General features: G+C 57.1%; 19 protein-coding genes. 10 read left to right on the top strand and 9 right to left on the bottom strand.

Going from position 1 to position 21,887, the window contains the following annotated elements:
• Nucleotides 1-84: 84 nt before the first annotated feature.
• Nucleotides 85-933, top strand: a complete 849-nt coding sequence (locus ABEA58_RS09995) for an enoyl-CoA hydratase/isomerase family protein (protein ID WP_345551114.1) — start codon at nt 85-87, stop codon at nt 931-933.
• A gap of 378 nt (nt 934-1,311) precedes the next feature.
• Here ABEA58_RS09995 and ABEA58_RS10000 read toward each other — a convergent pair whose 3' ends face one another.
• The 4 genes from ABEA58_RS10000 to ABEA58_RS10015 form a co-directional block, all read right to left on the bottom strand.
• Complete coding sequence (locus ABEA58_RS10000) at nt 1,312-1,707, bottom strand: hypothetical protein (RefSeq protein ID WP_345551116.1); 396 nt, start codon at nt 1,705-1,707, stop codon at nt 1,312-1,314.
• A gap of 37 nt (nt 1,708-1,744) precedes the next feature.
• A complete protein-coding gene (locus tag ABEA58_RS10005; RefSeq protein WP_345551118.1) occupies nt 1,745-2,932 on the bottom strand; it encodes a class I SAM-dependent methyltransferase in 1,188 nt (395 codons plus the stop codon).
• A 137-nt stretch (nt 2,933-3,069) separates the two neighbouring features.
• On the bottom strand, nt 3,070-3,744 hold the full coding sequence (locus tag ABEA58_RS10010) for a Crp/Fnr family transcriptional regulator (protein WP_345551120.1): 675 nt from the start codon (nt 3,742-3,744) through the stop codon (nt 3,070-3,072).
• 86 nt (nt 3,745-3,830) lie between these two features.
• Complete coding sequence (locus ABEA58_RS10015) at nt 3,831-5,045, bottom strand: CaiB/BaiF CoA transferase family protein (RefSeq protein ID WP_345551123.1); 1,215 nt, start codon at nt 5,043-5,045, stop codon at nt 3,831-3,833.
• Between the two features lie 142 nt (nt 5,046-5,187).
• Between ABEA58_RS10015 and ABEA58_RS10020 the strand changes: the two genes are divergently transcribed.
• A complete protein-coding gene (locus tag ABEA58_RS10020) occupies nt 5,188-6,141 on the top strand; it encodes a hydroxymethylglutaryl-CoA lyase (RefSeq protein ID WP_345551125.1) in 954 nt (317 codons plus the stop codon).
• Nucleotides 6,142-6,401: 260 nt separating this feature from the next.
• Here the strand turns inward: ABEA58_RS10020 and ABEA58_RS10025 are convergent, their stop codons facing one another.
• The 4 genes from ABEA58_RS10025 to ABEA58_RS10040 form a co-directional block, all read right to left on the bottom strand.
• Nucleotides 6,402-6,932: a flavin reductase family protein gene (locus tag ABEA58_RS10025; RefSeq protein WP_345551126.1), complete on the bottom strand. Its 531-nt coding sequence runs from the start codon at nt 6,930-6,932 to the stop codon at nt 6,402-6,404.
• Nucleotides 6,922-7,893 carry a hypothetical protein gene (locus tag ABEA58_RS10030; protein WP_345551128.1) on the bottom strand — a complete coding sequence of 324 codons (972 nt, stop codon included), beginning with the start codon at nt 7,891-7,893 and terminating at the stop codon, nt 6,922-6,924. Before ABEA58_RS10030 ends, ABEA58_RS10025 begins: the two co-directional genes overlap by 11 nt.
• Before the next feature lie 104 nt (nt 7,894-7,997).
• Nucleotides 7,998-9,446 carry an FAD-dependent oxidoreductase gene (locus ABEA58_RS10035; RefSeq protein ID WP_345551129.1) on the bottom strand — a complete coding sequence of 483 codons (1,449 nt, stop codon included), beginning with the start codon at nt 9,444-9,446 and terminating at the stop codon, nt 7,998-8,000.
• 155 nt (nt 9,447-9,601) lie between these two features.
• Nucleotides 9,602-10,234, bottom strand: coding sequence for a hypothetical protein (locus ABEA58_RS10040; protein ID WP_345551131.1), 633 nt, complete (start codon nt 10,232-10,234; stop codon nt 9,602-9,604).
• A gap of 122 nt (nt 10,235-10,356) precedes the next feature.
• Here ABEA58_RS10040 and ABEA58_RS10045 point away from each other — a divergent pair, with 122 nt between their 5' ends.
• The 6 genes from ABEA58_RS10045 to ABEA58_RS10070 all read left to right on the top strand — a co-directional run bounded on the left by ABEA58_RS10045 (nt 10,357) and on the right by ABEA58_RS10070 (nt 16,534).
• Nucleotides 10,357-11,163 carry an SDR family NAD(P)-dependent oxidoreductase gene (locus ABEA58_RS10045; RefSeq protein WP_345551132.1) on the top strand — a complete coding sequence of 269 codons (807 nt, stop codon included), beginning with the start codon at nt 10,357-10,359 and terminating at the stop codon, nt 11,161-11,163.
• A gap of 613 nt (nt 11,164-11,776) precedes the next feature.
• Nucleotides 11,777-12,430 carry an alpha/beta hydrolase gene (locus tag ABEA58_RS10050; RefSeq protein ID WP_345551134.1) on the top strand — a complete coding sequence of 218 codons (654 nt, stop codon included), beginning with the start codon at nt 11,777-11,779 and terminating at the stop codon, nt 12,428-12,430.
• A gap of 66 nt (nt 12,431-12,496) precedes the next feature.
• Nucleotides 12,497-13,201 carry a hypothetical protein gene (locus tag ABEA58_RS10055; RefSeq protein ID WP_345551136.1) on the top strand — a complete coding sequence of 235 codons (705 nt, stop codon included), beginning with the start codon at nt 12,497-12,499 and terminating at the stop codon, nt 13,199-13,201.
• A 26-nt stretch (nt 13,202-13,227) separates the two neighbouring features.
• Nucleotides 13,228-14,088, top strand: a complete 861-nt coding sequence (locus tag ABEA58_RS10060) for a hypothetical protein (protein WP_345551138.1) — start codon at nt 13,228-13,230, stop codon at nt 14,086-14,088.
• A 465-nt stretch (nt 14,089-14,553) separates the two neighbouring features.
• A complete protein-coding gene (locus tag ABEA58_RS10065) occupies nt 14,554-15,309 on the top strand; it encodes an alpha/beta hydrolase (RefSeq protein WP_345551140.1) in 756 nt (251 codons plus the stop codon).
• A 364-nt stretch (nt 15,310-15,673) separates the two neighbouring features.
• Nucleotides 15,674-16,534, top strand: coding sequence for a hypothetical protein (locus ABEA58_RS10070; RefSeq protein WP_345551142.1), 861 nt, complete (start codon nt 15,674-15,676; stop codon nt 16,532-16,534).
• A gap of 1,197 nt (nt 16,535-17,731) precedes the next feature.
• Here the strand turns inward: ABEA58_RS10070 and ABEA58_RS10075 are convergent.
• Complete coding sequence (locus tag ABEA58_RS10075) at nt 17,732-19,060, bottom strand: MFS transporter (protein ID WP_345551144.1); 1,329 nt, start codon at nt 19,058-19,060, stop codon at nt 17,732-17,734.
• A 228-nt stretch (nt 19,061-19,288) separates the two neighbouring features.
• On the opposite strand from ABEA58_RS10075, the gene ABEA58_RS10080 reads away from it, so the two are divergent.
• Nucleotides 19,289-21,001, top strand: coding sequence for a nitrilase-related carbon-nitrogen hydrolase (locus ABEA58_RS10080; protein WP_345551146.1), 1,713 nt, complete (start codon nt 19,289-19,291; stop codon nt 20,999-21,001).
• A 107-nt stretch (nt 21,002-21,108) separates the two neighbouring features.
• The gene (locus ABEA58_RS10085) at nt 21,109-21,855 is read left to right on the top strand and encodes a hypothetical protein (protein ID WP_345551148.1); all 747 of its coding nucleotides are present in this window, start codon (nt 21,109-21,111) and stop codon (nt 21,853-21,855) included.
• Nucleotides 21,856-21,887: the final 32 nt, after the last annotated feature.

Genomic DNA, 21,887 nt, shown 5'->3' on the forward strand with positions numbered 1-21,887 from the left:
GAGTCCTGAGGCGTTGAGTAGAGACGTTAGTAGAAGTGCAGGCAGGGGCCCACAGTGACCACCGAGATAAAAGAGAAAAACCCCGTGAAAAGTACATTGGATGCCGCTACTGCAACTGGCGCGATCTGCCTGGACCGTGAAGGTGCCCTGGCACGGATAACGATTGATAACCCCGCCCAGCGCAATGCGATGACAGTGGGCATGTGGGAGTCCATGCTGGGTCTGCTGGACGAGGTCGAAGCGGACAGCGAGATTCGCGCTGTGCTACTGACCGGCGCCGGCAATAAAGCGTTCTGTGCGGGTGCCAGCATCAAAGAGCTGGCCAGCGCCATGAGTAATCCCGCTGAGATGCGCCGCCAGAATATCCTCATTCGTGATGTGCAGTTAAAGCTACAGCGCCTGTCGCGGCCCACCATCGCGGTTATCCGCGGCGCCTGCTACGGCGGTGGCTGCGGGCTGGCACTGGCCTGTGATATTCGCCTCGCGGATACCGCCGCGACCTTTGCCATTACCCCGGCCAAACTGGGAATTCTTTACAGTTTGCCCGATACACAGCGACTGATCGATCAGGTTGGCATGGCGAATGCGAAGGATATGCTGCTCACAGGCCTGCCGGTGACCGCTGAGCGCGCGCAGCAGATAGGTCTGGTTCAGCACCTTGCCGGTGAATCTGAACTGGCGCAGAAGGAGGGGGATCTGGTGCGCAGCCTGCTAAGCAATTCCCAGTATTCCCTGCGCTGGACCAAAGCCTCGATGGAATACCTGAGCAATGCCGGCAGTCTCAGCGCGCAGGAGCGGGAAAACTCCGAGCAGGAATTGCAGCAGGCTTTTGATGGTGCCTTTGATGGTAGCGATTTCCGCGAAGGTTGCGCTGCCTTTCTGGCCCGCCGCAAAGCGGATTTTCGCTGGCCTAACGAGGGCGACGAGTCCTGATTGCAAGACGAGTCTGCGGCGCCCTGAGCGCAGGAGCGAACAGTCTTTTCTGTAGCTATATGATTGCCGCACCGAGGGCTGATAATCGGCCCTCATACCTCATACCTCATACCTCAGACCTCAGACCTCAGACCTCACGCTGCGTGCAGAGCAGAAAACTTCAGCGCAAAAGCTTAACAGAGCGGTTAAGTGGAATTGTTGTGCAGGATGGTTCTGCGGAATAGCTCGGCGGTTAAGATGAGAGCTTGCTGACAAAAAAGAAGCGCAAGTGTCAGAACCCCTTAAGGCCCCATCAACTTGCGCTTCAGCGAAGTAACTTCAGTGTATCTGTCGTGCCGTCAAGGTATCTTCGATATTGACGGAATAGCGAACTGGCCTTTAGCTACTGGCCAGTTCCTCGATCAGCTCATCCAGCTCCGTGGTGGTGCTGACGTTCTCTTCTTTCGCCTGCTGTTTTGCCTGGTGGTCCTCATCGAATTGCTCGATCTCCTGCTGGATGACTCGCAGGATGCGGGCGATATAGTCCTGGTGCCAGAGACCGCGCTCTCGGGCAGCGTCGCTGTCCGGGGTGAAGTGCTCTATTTCCTCGCGCGCCACCAGCCCTTTTGCGGCTAAGAGACGCTCCAGTGTATCCATCCTCTCGCGGGTAACTGCCAATTCACCGGCAACCGCCATAAGAATCGACATCAGGCGGTCTACGTCTACATCCTGGAAGTAGGAGGGGCGTTTTCCGCGAGCTTTAGTGCCCGCCATGTTAATGGGGTCCAGTGTCATGGCATTACTCCGAATGCTGGTTGATCGCGGCTTCAGTTCACTTGCTGGCGATGTAAGCGTGCCAGGCCGGTTTGCGGCCGTAGTCCTCGCTGTCCGCCGCCGCTTTGGCGGCACTGGGGAACAGTTCTTCGTCGACTACGGCAAACAGTCCACAGGTGGTAACCCGGTCCCGGTCAAAGCCGGCCTGCTCCATGGCCTCAAAGAGGTCCAGGTCGTGCAGGGTGCCCCAGAAGGGCTCATTGTTGTTGCGGGTATCCCAGTCGCGCATGAACTGCTCGTAGGGCGGCATATCATCGGTAAACTGCGGCTGTTCGATATGTACCACCTTGCCGCCATCCGCCAGCAGGCGATGGGTTTCCGCCAGGATGCGCGGCAGTGCGCGGCTGGAAGTTTCATGCAGGAACATGCAGGTGATGATCAAATCAAAGCTGCCGTCCTCGGCATCGATGGCTTCGGCATTTTCCTGGCGGAAGGTGATGTTATTGACCCCGAGGGATTTCGCTCTGGCGTTGGCATAACGCAACATCGGCGCGGCTACATCAATGGCGACGATTTCCGTCTCGGGAAACGCCTGTGCCAGCGGCACAATGTTGTGGCCGACGGTACAGCCAATATCGAGAATACGGCGAGGGCGGAAGCCCGCTTCCATCTGTTCGCGCAGCCATTCCACCAGCGCCTGACCACCACCATCGCTGAAGCGGCCGAGCATACCGGCAGTGGTGACGAAAATTCCGCTGTCGTAGTTGGCTCCGGCGGCGACGTCTTCCTCACAGTACTCGGTGTGATAGCCGCCCGGCATGCAGTGAATATCCACCGCGCTGACGTAGCGGGGAATTTTCACCGAGCTGTCCAACTGCAGGGTGCTGCTGCCCTCATTGAGCTGGCGGGCTTTGTCCACCAGCTCGGGCAACTGACGGAAAACCATGGCGCGGCTGTTTTGCTGACGCATCTCCATGGTGTTGCGTCGCAGGCTGCTCCACAATTGATACAGCGGTTCACGCTTCAGTAACTCGCCAACTTCACGCCGGTTTGCAGGCGCTGATCCTTTCTCTACCCGGCTGTCGTACGCCTTGCGCACACCGGGCAGTATCTGGGATGCCAGATGAATATTGAGGTTAGTGAGGAAGTTGAACCGCGCCACTTCATCATGTCGCGCCTCTGGAAAAACACCGTGAGGCCCAACAACATTCCAGGGGGGCGGCACCTGCCGATCTGCATTAGCCATAGGAAACTCCGCAATGTGCGAGGATTTTTCCTAAGTTTATCCGGGCGTGCCTGACTGCCCATGATAATTGTCAACTTGGGCAGTTTGCTCGAAGTGTGCGGGTGCGGAGATGCTGGGGGGATGGGAATGGGCGGGGCTCAGTTAACGCTGGCCAGCTCTTCGAGCACACTGCGGTCAAGAATGCGGATGCGGTGAGCGCTGATGATCTCGATCAACTGCATGGTCTTGAGGCGGGCGAAGGCCCGGCTGACCGTTTCGATCGTAAGCCCCAGATAATCGGCGATATCCTGGCGGCTCATGATCAGTTCAATATCGGCATTCTGGGTGCCACACTGGCGACGGCCGAGCTGTGCAAGCAGGAAGCACAGGCGCTCATGGGCTTTTTTCTGCCCCAGGGCGAATAGCTGGTCGAGGGTCTGCGCCAGTACGTTGCCGCCAATCTGGCGGGCATTGGTCTTGAGGGTGTAGAAGCGGTCCACAAGGGTGAGGAAATCCCGTCGTGGGAAGACCTGCAGCTCTGTCTCTCTCAGCGCCACTACGCTGTACTCATACTCATCGGTATTGGTAAAGCCAATGTAGTCACCAGAGTAGGAAAACGCGATGACCTGGCGCCGTCCCGAACGGGACAGGCGCTCGATCATCAGGGCCCCGGAGACCAGAACGTACACATTTTGTGCAGCGCTGTGCTGCTGAACCAGCATTTCGCCTGCGGGGACGCGCTTGCGCTGGCAAATTGCCGTCAGTTCAGCCAGTTCCTCATTGCCAAGACCGCGAAATAGCTTGGAGTGAAAAAATGTTTCCGGTGGTTTCATCACTGGGCTATTCACAGTCTACGGCTCTCAGAATTGCTCTCCAAGGAGACTAAACGCAAAGATTGGCTCTGTCTACGTTGCTTTGCCTAAGCCCCCGCGGGCTCGGCTTTTTCAGTACCCCTGAGGAGGCCGTGCTCGATCAGCGCATCGATCTGCTCTTCACTCAAGCCCAGTGACTGAGCCACCTCGACACTGTGCTCACCGGCTTTCGGCAGGTCCTGGCGAACGCCGGGACGCTGGCCGTCAAACTCCACGGGAAGGGCGGGCAGGCTGACCTGCTTGCCGTCTTCGAGGGTGATCTTGACCAGGCCGCCGGCAGCGTTCAGGTGCGGGTCGTCGAACAGGTCGGCGGGCTTGTTGATCGGCGCAAACGGGATGCCGGCGCGGTCGAGCCTATCCATCATTTCTGTCTTCGACAGGCCGGCAAACAGTGCGTTGATGCGCGGCATGAGTGTATCGCGAGCCGCAACCCGACCGGCATTGGTGTGCAGGGCCGGGTCTGCGGCCAGGTCATCCAGCGCAAATTCTTTGCAGAAGGCGCGCCACAGGGTATCGCTCACCACGCCGACGAATACGCGCTCGTTACCGGCGCATTCAAAAATGTCGTAAATCGACCAGGCGCTGCGCCTTACCGACATGGGCGGTGGCTCCTCACCGGACACCGCCTGTTGCGCCATATGCTGGCCCACCAGATAGGCGGTGGTTTCAAACAGCGAGCTGGTGACGTGCCGGCCGCGGCCGGTGCTATGCCGTTGCTGCAGGGCCGAGAGAATGGCGATTACGCCGAACATGCCGCCGGTGATATCGATAACCGAGGTGCCCGCGCGCAGGGGGCGGTCCGGCAGACCGGTCATATAGGCGAGGCCGCCCATCATCTGGGTGACTTCATCCAATGCGGTGCGGTGCTCGTAGGGGCCACTGAGGAAGCCCTTGAGTGAGCAATAGATCAGCCCGGGGTTGCGTGCGCTGAGGTCGGCATAGCCGAAGCCCAGGCGATCCATGGTGCCGTGGCGGAAGTTCTCGATGACCACGTCGGCCTCGTCTATCAGGCGCAGGGCGAGATCTTTTCCTTCGGCGGACTTGAGGTCCAGAGCCAGGCTGCGCTTGTTGCGGTTGTACATCGCAAAGTAGCCGGCGCCGGAGCCCTGCAGGCGCCGGGTATTGTCACCGTTACAGGGTTCGACCTTGGTGACCTCTGCACCCAGATCGGCCAGGATGCCCCCGGCTGCGGGGCCCATCACCATATGGGTAAATTCGACCACCTTGAGGCCAGCTAGTGGCAAGTCTCCAAGATTCGCCATTGCGGCTCTCCCATTTTCTTCAGTTTGAAGCATTGGTTTATATCGCTAGTGAAGGATATGTTATAATAACATAACAATAGGTCAAGCGGTGTGATTGTTCGTACCTTGTGCCGCTGTTACTGAAGCTATAAAGGGGGAGTGTGTGAGCGTGAAACAAATTGAAATCAGCGAAGTAGGGCCCCGCGACGGCTTGCAGAGTATTGCCAGCATCATGGCCACCGAAGACAAAAAGCGCTGGATCGCATCCATGGCCGCGGCGGGAATCCGCGAGATCGAGGTGGGCTCGTTTGTGCCGGCCAAGGTCCTGCCGCAATTGGCGGATACCGCCGAGATTGTGCGCTATGCGCGGACCATCCCGGGGCTGACGGTAGCCGTGCTGGTGCCCAATTTACGCGGCGCGCAGGACGCGCTGAAAGCGGGTGCTCACAAGCTGACCATCCCGCTCTCGGTCAGTGAAACTCACAGCCTGAAAAACCTGCGCCGCACTCACGAGCAGGTGATGGAAGAGGTGCGCGGCATTCGGGAGCTGCTGAATCAATTGCCCGAAAACGAGCGGCCCAGTTTTGAGGGCAGTCTTTCCACCTGTTTCGGCTGTACGCTGGAGGGCCCTGTATCCGAGGAGGCGGTGCTGCGCCTTGGCGAGTCGCTATTGAAGGCCGGCTGTGATGAAGTGGGTTTGTCTGATACCACTGGCTATGCCAACCCGGCACAGGTGCGCAGGCTGATCCGACTGATCTGGGAAAATCTCGGCCGCGATGCGCTGAACGGCATCCACCTGCACAATACACGAGGTCAGGGTCTGGCCAATGTGCTCGCGGCGGTCGATGAGGGTATCACCACGGTGGATTCCTCCATGGGCGGTATCGGCGGTTGTCCTTTCGCTCCCGGAGCCAGCGGCAACATTGTTACGGAAGACCTGGTGTTCCTGCTGGAGGCGATGGGTTATTCAACCGGCGTGGATATGTCCAAGCTGATGGAGGCGCGGAAAATTCTCGCTGCGGCATTGCCGGACGAACCTCTGTACGGCTTTATTCCAGACGCCGGACTGCCCAAAGGCTTTCAGTACGCGGGAAGTGAGTCGCCTGTACTAGCCTGAAAGTGATCTGGTTGTGCTTCGTGCGGTTGTGCTTGATGTGGTTGCACTTGATGGGAGCTGTTCTGGCTCCCTTTTTTATTTCTCCTTTTTATTTCTCCTTTTTATTTCTCTTCCTTTAAGCGCTTCTTCATTGGCCATTTTTAAGCCCGCGCCTTCTTTAACTGCTATTGTCTTTTGATAACTTTTCCCTGAGCCAAAAACAAAAAAACCGGTAGGATCACTACCGGTCTGCGAACAATGCAGGAGTGGACGTCGAGGGTTTAACCGATGCGCGCGTACTGCCCACGGTGGAAAAGTAACGGAGCGCGATCCTGGGTGTGCGCGCTGTCTACCCTGCCGACCATAATCAGGTGGTCGCCGCCCTCATAGCGGGCTGTCAGGGTGCACTGCAAGCGGGCACAGAATTCGTGAAGTAGCGGCACGCCGCGATCATTCATGTGGTAATCGAGTCCGGAGAACTTCTCCACGCCGCGGCGTGCGAACAGGCTGGAAAGTTCGCTCTGTTCCTGGCTCAACACATGGATAGCGAAGTGTTCACACTGGTTGAAGGCATCGAAACAACCGGTCTTCTTGTCGATACACCAGAGAATGAGTGGTGGCTCCAGAGAGACCGTATTGAAGCTGCTCACGGTCATGCCCACGGCTTCGCCGTCGACACCGCCCGTGGTCACGATAGTGACCCCGGTGGCGAATTGGCCGAACACTTGGCGCAACTGCAGGGGCTCGAGCGAGTGCTGCTGCTCTGCGCCGTCGGGCGTGGCGGTAGCCAGCGCTTCTGCTTTATTCGACATAGTTGGCCCCCAGCTTCAGGTCACCCTGTTCCCAGCGCAGTACGCCGAAGGTGGTGTATTTCTCTTTCTGTGACTGCATAAACTGCCAGGCGCAGACCATGTTGTAGTCTTCATCGACCACGGTCTCACGGGACCACAGCTTGAAGGCCTCGCCGTACACGTGGCGTACGGAGTACAGGTAGCGTCCGTAAGACATACCGTTGCCGTACATGTCGGGGCCGTGATACTGGTGGTGGTTGCCGTTGCGGGTGCGCATGGCTTTCCACTTGGCGTTCACAACACCGCTGATCTCGATGGTCTGCTCGGAGTGCAGCAGGTTGATCGGATTGTGGTGGATGACAACGTCGTTATGGCCCACCAGCTCCTGTTGGTCGTTGTAGACTTCGAAGCGGCCGGTAAACTTGCCAGCGTGTTTCACCGGCAAGTTGAAGGGGCGCTTGCCGTCCAGCTTCTCTTTCTCGAGGAAGGCTTCGACACGCTGCTGGGTCTTGGGATTGGTTTTGTGATCGTGGGTAACGATGTACAGGCCGTTAAAAACGCCGACTACGGTGTCGCCTTCAAACAGCTGGGATGAGTAGACCTGGATACCCAGGTCGGGCACCACGTGATTCATGGTGCGCAGGTTCACGTTCCAGCCCGGCGAGAAATAGTTGGAGTCCACCAGAAGGCCGTAGGGGCGGCCGCTGCCGAAAAAGTCGGGACCGGTGTAGATGCGGTCCATATCGGAATCGATCACCCCGAAACGGAAGGGTGAACCAATCTCGAAGCGGTCGTTCAGTGGTCCTGTTGCATCAAAACGGGTGTTCATCCAGTAAGTGGTGCGCCCGTCTTCATATTCACTGGCCCGGGTGACTTTGTTGTAGCCAACATGGGTGCCATCGGATTCGAACAGGGAGGGCAGGCCGTGCCACTCACCTTCGATTGCCTGTTGCCAGTTACTGGGTTTTTTATCGGTGCTCATATTGTTGTTACCCGTTTTGCGCGCTTGCCGCGCACTTTCATCTTGCTTCAGTGAGCTATAAACCACCATCGTACACGACGTATGATCCTGCGCCTTGGCAAAAATCAATTCTGCATGATGGGTGGTGCCTGTTCACTGAGGTGAGTTGCCTGACTGCAGGCATCGCCCGCCAGTGCGAAGCCCAGCAATTGGCCCTGCGCGTCAGTAAAGCGGGCGGTTACGCCCTGGTTGTCGCAGCGGTCATAATGCCATTCGCCCGCTGCGTCCCGTGGCGGTACCGATACGGTGACCGGGCACAGGGTGGTTTTAATGCTCACGGGCATATTGTCGTAGGCTACCCGTGTGGGTGTGCCGGTGAGGGTGTGCGCAAGCGCGCGTGCGCCCGCCATCAAGGGTGCGACGTAACACAGATTGTGGCCATCGACCTCGGCGCAGTCACCCAGGGCATAAATATCTTCGATACCGGTGGCGAGGTAGCGGTCGGTCACGATGCCGCGGTTGACCGCAATCCCCATGCTTTTTGCCAGCGCTGTGCGCGGGCGTACGCCGATGGCGCTGATCACCCGGGCCACCTCCAGCTGCACACCGTTGGCCAGTGTGGCGCGAACACCGCCGTTGCAGTATTCGAGGGAGTCGACGGTGGTGCCGAGATGGAACTGCACGCCGGCTTGCGCCAGCGACTTTTCCACCAGCTCGGAAGCTTTTTCCGGCAGCAGGGAGCCGAGAGGTTTTGCCTGCGGCTCGACCACATGGACCTCGAAACCCGATTGCACCAGGTCGTTGGCATATTCGCAGCCGATCAGCCCGCCGCCGATCACCAGTACGGACTTGACGCCGCTGGTGGCGGTATAAAAACGCTGGAAATCCTGCAGGTCGTTGATGCGGAAGGCGCAACCGGCGGCGTTGCCGCCAACTGTGACTTCAATGGGTTCCGATCCCAGCGCGAGGACCAGCTTTCCGTACTGCAGCTGCTGGTTCTGCAGTCCGGATTTCAGGGTCAGGCAGCGGTTTGCCGTATCAATGCCGGTGACCTCGGTAAACGTCAGAACCTGGGCGCTGAGGGTGGTCGCCATCTGCCGCGCGGTATGGCTGACGAGCTGTTCCGGGGTGCGCTGCTTGTGAAAAGCCGTGCTGAGCTGGGGCTTGGAGTAGTTGTTGCCATCGTCGGCGGAAATGATCACCAGGGGGGTGCGCTGATCGAGCTTGCGCAGCTCCCTCGCCAGCTGGTAACCGGCCAGGCCGGTGCCGATGATGACGATAGGTGCGCAGGCGTAATCGATCTGCTGGAAGTTGCCTTCCGCTTCTTCGGTTTTTTCCGTGCTCGGCGCCGCAGTGGTTTTTTCTTCGGCGGCGGCAGCGGATGCCGGTGCTGCCACTCGGCGCACCTCGATCATCTCGAAATCTTCCTTGCCTACCGCGCACTCCGGGCAAAGCCAGTCGCTGGGAATGTCTTCCCAGCGTGTTCCGGGGGCAATGCCTTCATCCGGTGCACCCTTGGATTCATCGTAAATCCAGCCGCAAACCAGGCACTCCCAGATCCGATACTCCTGCATGTGTTACTTCCTGATCTTGATTGTTTTACCGGTCAGCAGCCCTCGGCTGCCACCAAATTCATCCGCAGCATAATAAAGGTGCTTTTCCCCGGTGGATGACAATTGTCAAGCGGTGGCGGAAAAGCCGGTCCTCGCAAAAATGGGCTGCACAGGGTTTAACAGAGGTGCGCCCAGATTGAGGAATGGAAGGGCGTTTCATGAACGGGCCCTTCAATACCCCGGGGGTCCAGCGCATGGCGGCGGTCGCAGGTCGGGGAGAGCCGGGTGCCGCGGGCGGTGAGCGTGCGGGTCGCTACGCCGTCGCGGTAGAGCACTGTGTGCCTTACCCGCTGCCCGGGGGCGGTCAGAATGATGAAGTCCGGCTCCATGTACACCTTGCAGGCGGTGTTCAGCTCCAGTGCGTTGAATGTGAGGATGCCGACACCGCCGGACACGCCAATATTTTCATAGGCACCGGGGCCAAGGGGGTCGAACACCAGCAGGTCGTCACGCAGGCGGCCGGTAAAGGTCTTGGCGGTTGGCTTGCGCCCACGGAAATGGACGTTGGTCAGTTTCAGGGTGTGACCGTCGAAATCGAGATAGACCAGGTTGTCGAAGGGGCTGGGGCCGGGGGTGCCGCTACCTGCCGCGGTATCGTCCTCCAGCGGGCGTCCGTCCAGGTGAAACAGCTCCACCTGATCGTGCCAGGTCCCGCGCATCATCATAAGGTTGTAGCCAACCGAGCCAATAGGGAAGGTGGGGTAATCAGTCTCAGTTGGGCTGTTATTAATGGTCAAATGCTCTGACATAGTGAGGTCATCTTGAATCGAACGTGTTAATGATATAACAATAGCTCATATTCATCGCGGCGGCCAGAGTTTTCACCGCCGCGCCTGGACAGGATTGGCTGAATAACAATGGGAGCGACTCCATGAAAACGGTAGTGATTACAGGCAGTACCCGCGGTATCGGGCGCGGATTGGCCGAAAACTTTCTCGCCAGCGGTTGTAGGGTAATTATCAGTGCCCGCTCCCAAAGCAAGGTGGATGAGGCGGTTGCAGAGCTGGCGGAAAAGTACGGCGCATCCGCGGTGGCGGGGCTGCGCTGCGACATTACCTCTGCGCAGCAGCTGTCCGAGCTGTGGGCTTTTGCCAGTGAAAATGGCCCGGTGGATTACTGGATCAACAACGCCGGCATGAGTATTGCCCGCAAGCCGCTTGCGCAGCAGTCGGCAGAGGACCTGCAGCGTATCGTGGATACCAATCTCACCGGCCTGCTGTTGGCCTGCAAGGTAGCCCTGACCGGCATGCAGGAGCAGGGGCACGGGCAGATCTGGAATATGGAAGGCTTTGGCAGCACCGGGCAGGTCGCGCCGGGTATGGCGGCCTACGGCGCGACCAAGCGCGCCCTTAACTACCTGAATAAATCGCTGCAAAAAGAGGTGAAGGGCACCGGGGTGCAGGTCAATACACTGAGCCCGGGGATCGTGGTGACCGACCTGTTGGTGGGGGATTACGACCTTACCTCCAGTGATTGGCAGAAGACCCGCAAGATTCTCAATATCCTCGGCGATACCGTTGAGACCGTTACTCCTTTCCTGGTGCGCGGTGTGCTCAAGGCGCAGAAGTCCGGGACCCGGGTGGTCTGGCTGACCGGCGGTAAGGCGTTTGTCCGCTTTCTCACGGCGGGCTTCAATAAGCGCGACCTGTTTACCGCCTACGAATCCAATCCGGCCTGAGGCATATATCGTCCCCGCGCAAGCCGGGAAATGTTTGGGGGGGCTGCCGGGTAGTGCAAATCAGCCATAGATGGCGACACGGTTCTCGATATTCTTTGGCTTTGCCTGCGTGGCAAGTCATTACCAATAAAAAGCGGCCAGCGATGGCCGCTTTTTTTGACTTTACACAATGCGGTGGATTGCTCCGGCCTGGTTTTGGGCGGGTTTTTCATTGTGACGAAGGACACAAAAAAGAACACAACAGATGATTTGCGCGTCACCGGGTGACGATCGTACCAAAACCGATTGCTGCTTCAGTTTCTGTGGGGTTATAAAGGAATCGCTTAAAGCTATAACAATAGACAAATGGATTTTGGGATCGGCCTTCTGGAGGTGTGTTGTCAGGCAGCCGATGTTCTGTGAGTTCGCACTAACTGTTGCCAAGTGAAGTGAAACCTCAAAGCTCGCGCAAGCAGAACATTCAATCCTAAAACCTCAGAGATCAATACAATAATTCCAATAGGAGAAGAGCATGAGGTTAACTAACACTTTAAAGGCCGTCGGATTTTTTCTGGCAATCTTTTCATTTAATACCCCCGCACTCGCTGACGCTCAGGCTGAAGTAAATGCCGCGATGACCTCGTCAGACACCGTAAAAGTGATTCAGAAGCGCAGCTGGATTGGTGTTTCCCACTTCTTTGGCTTCAAGCCGAAAAACCCAGTGTCCACCCGCGGTCTGATCATTTATCCGGGTGCCTTTGTCGATCCTCGCAACTACGCCCCCATCGCCCGTCATTTTGCCGACCAGGGCTACTACGCCGCTGTGGTAACCCCGCCGTTCAACTTTGATTTTCTGGGCGTGCAATACGCAACCTACGTGAAAAACCATTGGGGCGAAGATAAGGTCACTGAATGGGTGATCGGTGGTCACTCCCTGGGTGGTGTTGTCGCTGCTGACTATGTCAGTGCCAACCGTGCCGCCAAGGATCGCGTGCACTCCCTGTTCCTGCTGGCTGCCTACACCAGCCCGCTCACCAATCTGTCCAACCTGAATAAGCCGGTTACCTCAATTTATGGTACTGTCGATGGTCTGACCTCGATTGGGGATATCGAGAACAGCAAGAAAAAACTTCCCGCCCATACCAAATTCGTGGGTATCGACGGTGGTAATCACACCCAGTTCTATTACTGGGACTCCCTGCAGAACAATGACAACCCGGCTCAGATTTCCCGCGAACAGCAGCAGGCGATCGTTGAACAGGAAATCGGCTTGCTGCTGACCATGTAAGTTTGCGGTTCTCTGAGCTGTGGGGCTGTTAAAGCCCCGCGTAAATCACTCATAAAAGGAGGCTCTATGCTCGCAATATTCTTCGCCGCACTTTCCCTGTCCCATCTGGGCCTGTTGGTTTGGAGTTTGCGGCAACCGAGCATCGGCCTCCCAATCTGGTTTCTACGTTGTCTGTTGCTGGCATTGGCACTCGACAACATGGTTATCGCGCTTGCCCCGCTACTGTTGGAGTCCCCTGTATATGGGGTAATGAGCATGATGCGCTTCTGGATTCATGCCATCTTGTTGCCGGGGCTGCTGGTCTTTGCTGCTTATTTACTGCAGCGGTATGTGGCCAGTGAGCGTATACGCGTTTGGTTACCGCGTCTTGGATGGGCTTTGGCGATCATTGCCATTACCTATGGGTATGTCTTTGAGCTTGCGCCGCTGGAATTGGTTGTCGCGGATTATTATCCGCGCATGATATCCGCGGATTCGCAGCCCCCGCTGGCTACAATCGCTGTCAATTTACTGGTGATTGTTGCCGGTATCTGGCTGTGGCGGGTGGCGCAGTGGCCCTGGCTTTTTGCCGGTGCCCTGCAGATATTCCTGGTGAATGGTGCGAGTGCGGGTCTTGAGTGGGCTTTTATTGTCGGAAATAGTGCTGAGCTTCTATTTGCGTTGAGCCTTCTTGCCACTTTGGCACATATCCAAAAAGACGCGACATCAAATGTGGATGACCGGTCAGGCGACTCTCAAGCTGCAATGGCGGCAGAGCTGCGTGGAAATTGAGGATTTGAAAAATTTCTGGAGATTCCATGAAACTTCAATTTGATTTTGCCCGTCGGATTGCGCTGCGCACTTTTGCTGCGCTCCTTACCATTGCTGCGGCGCCGGTTTTTGCCGCCAGTATTGATATATCCACCAGTGGCGGGGATGTGCGGGTTCACTACCCGGAAAATGTCTCAGGTTCCTGTAAGGCCGTCGTACTCGGTGTCGGTACCGGCATGTCCATCAAGGGCTATGACAGCCTGTTGAAGGCGATATCTGGCTATGGCCATCTGGCCGTTGTCATCGATCATGAGTCGGGTAACCTGACAAAGAAAGATGCAAACCGCTATCGCAATCTTGCCCAGGAAGTTAAGAACAACATGAGCTCCTGGCTCGCCGGTCGCGGCACCTGTACCGAAGTGAGCAACTGGATCATGGGCGGCCACTCCGCGGGCGGTCAGGCCGCGCAGAATGCCATTGCCTCAACACCGGGCCTTGCGGATGCAGTGTTCAGCATCGACCCTTACGATGCCACTGAGACCGCTCACGTTTCCCTGCCGGCCATGTACTGGGGCTTTAACCTGGATAGCTGCTTTGTGGGCAAGGAGCAGGCGGCAGCTGAAGCCTATCGTCGCAGTGACAGTCAGCGAGCCTTCTTCCGTGTTGAGCGCAAATACAGCTTCGGTCCCTGTGGTTACTCTCCGAAGTACTTCCACTGCAGCTTCTGTGACAATCACTGCCCGGCCTGCACCAACTGTATGAAAACCCCTGACCACTTCTTCGTGGACGTAGCTGCAAGCGTGGACAACTTCCTGAAGGCGGTATTCTCCGGCAACTGGTCCAAGTCGGCGCTGGCTATCTCCGGAAGAACTCCGGTACGCCTGTTTGTAGACGCCGAAATGCCCTAACTGTTGTTGGATGTACTCCCTCACAGGATGGAAAACGCCCGCTCTCGCGGGCGTTTTTCTTTATCTGAAAAGTGACATGGGGCTATTTGCGCAATGATTTCGGGTCGTATTTTTTGCTCTTTTACCTTGTCTAAGCTTAATTGCGGAATGCTTTTCAGTGTGCAGCCTGTCACAAAAAAAGAAATCATTAAGCGTTTTTAGTGACATACCACGGTTATTGTCAAAAAACCGATTGCCGCTTCAGAATTTTTGAGGGTATAAAGATTAGGCTTAAAGATATAACAATAAGCGTGAAGATTTTGGGAGCGACCTCCTGGAGTTATGTTGTCAGATCGTCGATGTTCTGTGGGTTCGGGCTAACTCATTCACAGTGAAGTGAAGCCTAAAACCTCAAAGCTCGGGCAGCCAGAACGTCAAATCCTAAAAGCTCAGATATCAATACAATAATTCCAATAGGAGAAGAACATGAGGTTCAATAACACTTTAAAGGCCGTCGGATTTTTTCTGGCAATCGTTTCTTTCAACACCCCCGCACTGGCTGACGCTCAAGCTGAAGTAGATGCCGCGATGACCTCGTCAGACACGGTCAAAGTTATCCAGAAGCGCAGCTGGACAGGTGTTTCGCACTTCTTCGGCTTCAAGCCGAAAAACCCGGTATCCACCCGTGGCCTGATCATTTACCCGGGTGCTTTTGTCGATCCGCGCGCTTACGCTCCGATCGCCCGTCATTTTGCTGATCAAGGCTATTATGCCGCAGTGGTGACCCCGCCGTTTAACTTTGGTTTTCTGGGTGTTCAATATGCCACCTATGTAAAAAGAAAGTGGGACGAGAGCAAGGTCACTGAGTGGGTAATCGGCGGTCACTCCCTTGGTGGTGTTGTCGCGGCTGACTATGTCAGTGCCAACCGTGCTGCCAAGGATCGCGTACACTCTCTGTTCCTGCTGGCCTCTTACACCAGCCCGCTGACGAATCTCTCCAACCTGAACAAGCCGGTGACCACCATCTTTGGTACCGCCGACGGCTTGACTTCTCTTGGCGATATCGAAGACAGCAAGAAGAAGCTTCCCGCCCATACCAAATTCGTGCGTATCGAAGGTGGTAACCACACGCAGTTCTACTACAGTGACTCCCTGCAGAACAATGATAAGCCGGCTCAGATTTCCCGTGAGCAGCAGCAGGCCATTATTGAGCAGGAAATCGGTTTACTGTTGACGATGTAAGTCTGAGGTTCTCTGTCGCGCGGGAGTGTTAAAGAAGTTTTAAAGATCCCGCGCAAGTAACTGTTAAACGGCAGCTTTGTGCTCGAACAACTTTGTCACTGCATTCTCTCTATATGCACCAGGCGTTTTTGGTGTGGGGCTTGCGGCAACCGAGCATCGGCTTCCTTATCTGGTTTCTGCGTCGTCTGTAGCTGGTTTAGATTCGACATCATGGTTATCGCGTCTTGGGTGTGCTCTGGCGATCATTGCCACAGCCATTGCAAAGAGCGTATGCAGCAAGTGATAACCAATTTGGTGGATCCCAAGTTTCAATCGCAACGGCACAGCGTGGAAATTGAGAGTTTGAAAAATTTCTGGAGATTCCATGAAGCTTCAATTTAATTTTGTTCGCCGGGTTGCACTGCGTACTTTCGCTGCGCTGCTCACCATCGCCGCAGCTCCTGTGTACGCCGCGAGTATTGATATTTCCGCAAACGGCGGTGATGTGCGTGTTCACTATCCGGAAAATGTCTCTGGGTCCTGTAAGGCCGTGGTGCTCGGTGTCGGCACCGGCATGTCCATCAAAGGCTACGATCGTCTTTTGAAAGCGATTTCCGGCTATGGTCACGTGGCTGTGATCATCGATCATGAGTCGGGCAATCTGACCAAAAAAGATGCAAATCGCTATCGCAATCTTGCCCAGGAAGTTAAGAACAATATGAGCTCCTGGCTCGCCGGTCGCGGCACCTGCACCGAGATCAGCAACTGGGTTATGGGCGGTCACTCCGCTGGCGGTCAGGCCGCGCAGAATGCCATTGCCTCTACGCCCGGCTTGGCCGATGCGGTGTTCAGTATCGATCCTTACGATGCTACTGAAACGGCTCGCGTTTCCGTCCCGGCGATGTACTGGGGCTTTAACGTGGATACCTGCTTTGTTGGCAAGGAGAAGGCCGCAGCCGAGGCCTACCGTCGCAGTGACAGCCAGCGGGCATTCTTCCGTGTTGACAGAAAATACAGCTGGGGTCCGTGTGGTTACTCACCGAAGTATTTCCACTGCAGCTTCTGTGACAACCACTGCCCGGCCTGCACCAACTGCATGAAAACTCCGTCGCACTTCTTTGTGGATGTGGCGGCAAGTGTGGACAACTTCCTCAAGGCGGTATTCTCCGGAAATTGGTCCAAGTCTGCGCTGAGCATCTCTGGAAAAACACCGGTTCGCCTGTTTGTTGACGCCGAGACTCCCTGATTGCCCGTGTGGTCCCTGATTGCCCCGGTTGTATTGCCGCCGGGGTATTGAAGTAGAGGTATTGCTGTAGAGGTATTGTATTGATGCCTTGTTTCACAGGATGAAAACGCCCGCTTTTGCGGGCGTTTTTCGTTTCGTGAAGCCTGGATCTTCTCTCCTTAAATTGCCATATTCAGCGCGTAACTTACAGCGAGCCCTCTGCGCTGCCCTATGCCAGAGCCTGTTGCAAACACTCTGATCCTCTCCCGCCTGTAAGCGCCTATCAATTATTTCCCGGCTTTCGTGCCCGAGTTGAAATGTGTTCTTGCCGGGTGCTGCTTAACCAATCTGGCTGTTTGTTGGCCATCACAGAGCTGTGCCTTCTGTTAGCGCGGTGTGGCTTAACGGCTCGAGTCAATTCCCCCTGTTGTTATTGTTTGCCAGTTTTGCGTACTGTTTTTTACAAGTTTGTTTGCGGATTAGCTTGGCCTGTTCTGCGCTAGCGGCGATTGTCGGTACCCAGAGAAATCCGCAGTGTTTGGATCTGACCTCTGTAGCCGTAAGGTGAAGTCCTAAAGTGTTGGCCGCAGATTGGCGTGTCAGCTCAAGATCGGAGCGCGCGTATGAACCTTGGCAGCAGGGCGTAAATCCATAGCAGGGCAGACGGGTGATGTTATCGACCGAGGGCAGAGGGCAGAGGGCAGAGGGCAGAGGGCAGGGGGCAGGAGAGGGAGGCAAGCGCCGAGGTTATTGACTGCGCGAACGCATGTGCACAAAGTCAGATTGCGGCGCGGGCGCTTGTCACTGCAGAGATGTGGCGGCTTCTGATCAGGCAGGCTACTGATCAGGCAGGCAACAGAGTAGGCAGGCAACAGAGTAGGCAGGCAACAGAGTGTAGCTTGCAGTTTAAGAGTTTGCTTGAAACTCGCTGGGAGTTGCTTGGGAGTTGCTTGGGAGTTGGCTGGCAGCTTTCGCGGACAGCTTTGGAGGGCAGTTTTGGTGGCAAGGTTTGAGTGGCAAGGCTTGAGGGGATAGCGTGGCCTTAAGGTGCCGTCAAGCCGCGTCGGGTTCCCGGCGCTGAGATGCCCTTATACCCGCCTGCGCTGACAGTCTTTAAAAGTACAGCTTGCCAGCACCCGCTCGCGCATATTGTTATGCGGGAGCGGGCACAGTCCTCGTGAGAGGTGGAGCCTATTGAGGCTCCCGATAAGGTGCGAATCAGGTAGCCGGTGCTTCGTCCAGTGCCGGTTCATCTGCGGCGTTGGATGTGCGTCGCTCCAGCAGGATCGCCCACAGCAGAACCAGGGTAGCGACGATGCTGAAGAATACGAACGGACCTGAGGGGCGCCAGACGTCGAACAGGTAACCGCCAATTACGCTGGCGACCAGAATGCCCACGGCTCCGGACAGTGTGAAGAAGCCGATGACTGCGCCGCGATGCGCTTCAGGCGCCTGCTGGGCCACCAATACACCGCTGGTGATGATGCAGCCAATTTCCCCAAGACCAATCAATGCGGCGCAAACGATCATGCCGGTGGTGAAGGGATCGTGGATGAAAAAGGTGGAACCGTAACCGATTGCAGAAACCAGCAGGGCGATAGCAAGGGCGCGTATGCGGGGAATCCTGTCGGCGAGAATGCCAAACAGCGGTGCCGTGAGCAGCGCGCAACCCTGGGCGATACCGACAATCATGCCCGCACGGGCAAGGGCGTCGGCGCGACTCATGCCCATTTCTGTGGTGCCGTAGTTGGTTACCCAGAGGGTAAAGAAGGTGCCCACAATCATCAGGTTGCCTCGCGCCACAAAGGAAGCGCCGTAGGCGAGGGCAATAAGGGGGTCGCGGGCAGCGCGCAGGCCATTGCGGGTGATATTGAGCAGGCTCTCGCTGTGTTCACCGGGTGCCTGACCGCCGGGCTTGAGGCCGAACAGCATCAGCACGCCGCTGATAAAGGCGACGGCGGCCACCATGCTGTAAGTCTGGATGCCGGCTTCCTGTGCGGTGGCGCCGCCATTTTGCAGGATGGCGGGAAGTTGCAGCAGCAGGAAAACGCAGATCATGGCGCCGACGCCGTTCATCACCCCCTGCAGGCCGGTGGCTTTTCCGCGGCTTTCATCTTTTATGTAGTCGGCAACCAGGGCCACGATGGTGGTGGTTACAGCAGCGAGGCCAACGGCATAGGCAAGCCGCACCACGAGCAGCTCCGTGATATCCCTGGCGTGGGGATACAGGGCTATGCCTGCGGACATCACCAGGAAGCCAAAGCCGGTAATGGGGCGGCGGCCAAAGCGATCCGACAGTGGGCCAAAGATCGCCACGGCAATGATGATGGCGATCTCAGCCCAGAAATTCAGCAGGCCGCTGACCACGCCGTGGCGTTCCTGGGGAATCCCTAAGAACTCGGTCAGCAGGAACGGCTGGCTCTGCGGGATGAAGGAGGCGAACATGATGGTCGCTAGGCAGGCGAAGTAAAAAGTCAGGATGTTAGTGCCGGATACGCCGTCTGCGACTTGCAGACCGAGAATCCGGCGAGCCTGTGGATTGGCCATAGGGACGTCTCTCTGATGGGGTTAAAAACGAGTGTTAGTGCCTCAGTTTGAATACTTCACCGGGGTTACTGACACCATTTACGTGAAGCCATGTTATTTGGATTATTGTTAAAAAGATATAATGATAGTAGTTTATAACAATTGATGCTGGCCACGCCCTCAGGCTGTGGCCCTCACTTGCTCTCCCGCGGGTGCTGGAGGGCTGTTAGTCCGGGAGAAAAACGTAACATGAGCAACAAAACCATCCGAGTAGCGGCGGCACAATTCCATGTGGGGCCAGATGTTGAGCAAAACCTGGCAACGGTTTTGCGCATGCTGGACAAGGCTGCCGAGGTGCAGCCGGATCTGGTAGTGCTGCCGGAGTTCTGCAACCACCTGTCCTGGTATGACAATCAGGAGCACTGCGCAGAAGTGTCGGTGACGCTCGATGGCGACTTTATGCGGGCGGTGGCCGAGAAGGCCCGCTCCCTGGGCATTTATGTGGTCATTAACTGTACAGTTCTTCGTGAGGATGGCAGCGTCACCGGCACCAGCCTGCTGTATTCCCCCGAGGGAGAGTTGCTCGCCGATAACGACAAGCAGATTTACATCGGTCACGAAAACGATTTTCTCAAGCCCGCACAGGAGCCCGGCCCCGTGGTCGACACGCCGCTGGGGCGCATCGGGCTCTATGCCTGTATGGATGGGGTGATCAACGAGCCGCCGCGGACGCTGGGGCTGCGCGGCGCGCAGATTCTGTGTAACAGCTATAACTCCTTCGCCAGTGATGAGGGCTCTCTGCATGTGCCGGTGCGGGCGCCGGAAAACCGCGTCTTTATCATCGGCGCCAACAAGGTGGGCCCGCTGGTACCGGAACCATTGTTGGTGCCCGTGAGCGAGGCGACCGGCATTCCGCAGAAATTCCTCTGTGGCGCGGGTGAGAGCCAGATTGTCGCACCGGACGGCACCGTGCTGGTCTGCGCCTCGGAAGACCAGGAAGAAATCATCTATGCGGATATCCAGCCGGAACTGGCGGACAATAAATGCCGTCCGGATGGCACCGATGTGTTTGCCAGCCGCCGCCCCGAGCTCTATGCCGCTATCGGCGCCGATCCGGCTACGCAGCCCTATCCAAAGTGGTGCGGCGCCGAGAGCCTGACGGCAACTGTTGTCGATCCTTTGCAGGGTGGTCGCGATGGTCTGCGCGCTGCGGTTTCCCTGGCCCGCGAGGCGGTTGCCGCCGGCTCGCTGGTGGTCGCCGTGCCGCCGCTGCTCGCTGCTGAGGTCATTGCCGAAGATCTGCCCGCTGCGATTGATTTTTCCGGCGAAGTGATTGAGTCCTTGCGTCAGTGCTGCGCGGCTGATGCGGTGATTGTCACTGCGCTGCCATTGCGCTGTGATGATGGGCAATCCCGCTATTGCGCGGTGGTGGTGGGCGAATCCGGCATTCTGCTTGCTCAGGGGCAGGTGCACCCCAGCGCCCGGTTTGCCTGGTCGGTGCCGGCGGATGGCTTCGAGTCTGTGGAGTTGCCTTTTGGTCGCCTGGCGGCGGTCACCTCGGATGACAGTATCTACCCGGAGACTTTCCGCCTGCTGGCTATGAGTGGCGTGGATACCGCAGTGGTTCCGCTGGAGCCGCTGGAGGCCTGGGAGCTGCGCACCGGGCTGCTGGAACGCTCGGCGGAAAACCGCATTAACCTGCTGGCGGCGGCGATCGGCTCGCCTCTGGGGCAGGGCTTTGCGACCGCATTGCAGCGCGACTTTACCGTGTTGACGCCATGGAAGGAGCGCCCCTTCGATGGCCTGCTCAGTCAGCCGGAGCTTTATGCTCTGCAGGCCGGTGCGCAGTCGCTCACCGTCACCCTCTACCCGGCGGCGGCAGAAAACAAAGAAGTTTCCCGCAATACCGACCTGGTTACCAATCGTCCGTGGAAACTGTGTGGTGCCATCACCGCCCAGTAATCGGCGCCGATACCACGCGCCGCCTTATTGAGAATTATCAATGTGGCGGCGCGTTGATTTCCCCACAATTATTCACCTAGAAATAAGAAAAAAGCCCGGAGTTCCCTATGAGCGCAGCTTCGCTACCAGAGGCGCTGGCCACCAAAACCCGAGATAGGATTATTGCAGCTCTCGGTCTCACTGAAATCCCCGGCGACGATGGCGGTCCCTACATGACCCTCGAAAGCCATGCGCCGATGGCGCAGGGTAAGGTGGGCGAGGTGCGCGTCTATTCCGGTGGGCCCCTGCAGCAGATGGTCACCTGTACCATCGCCGTGCCGCAGATCGGCCTCGACTCCCATATGCTGTTTGCCTTCACACCCGGTGAAAGTGCTGTGCCGCATTTCACTCTGGATTCCGTTGCCGCTGGCGGCCACTGTGCTTACCACCTCGACCTGGTGCCCCGCCTCGATCTCGGTGCCAACCTTACCTATATGGATGAGGTGTACACCCCGCTGACAGAAGCCTGCAAAGCCGGCCGCGCGATGCCGGGCTTGAGCGAAGCCCAGCTGGATATGCGTCAGCTGGCGATTATGTCTCCGTGGATGTTGGTCAGTCGCGCCACCATGGATGCCTTCAAGGGCCTCGATGCATCTGTTGATGCTTATCTGGATCACTGGTTTTCGATCTTGGAGCGGGGCATTAGCGATGAGGCCCTGGAGGCTGTGGATAGTGCAGCACTGTCGGAGCGGGATCGTCGCAACCGCGCGATTATTTTTGATCCGGATGTGGACAAGGTCTGGAATCAGATCGGCGGCCTGATTGGTAAAGAAAACTGCGATGCGCTTCGCGCGCTGCTCAAGAACAATGCCTGAGGTGTTTACGGCGATCCTGGATCTCGTAACCC

This window comes from Microbulbifer aestuariivivens (assembly GCF_039545115.1).
Classification (GTDB): Bacteria; Pseudomonadota; Gammaproteobacteria; order Pseudomonadales; family Cellvibrionaceae; genus Microbulbifer; species Microbulbifer aestuariivivens.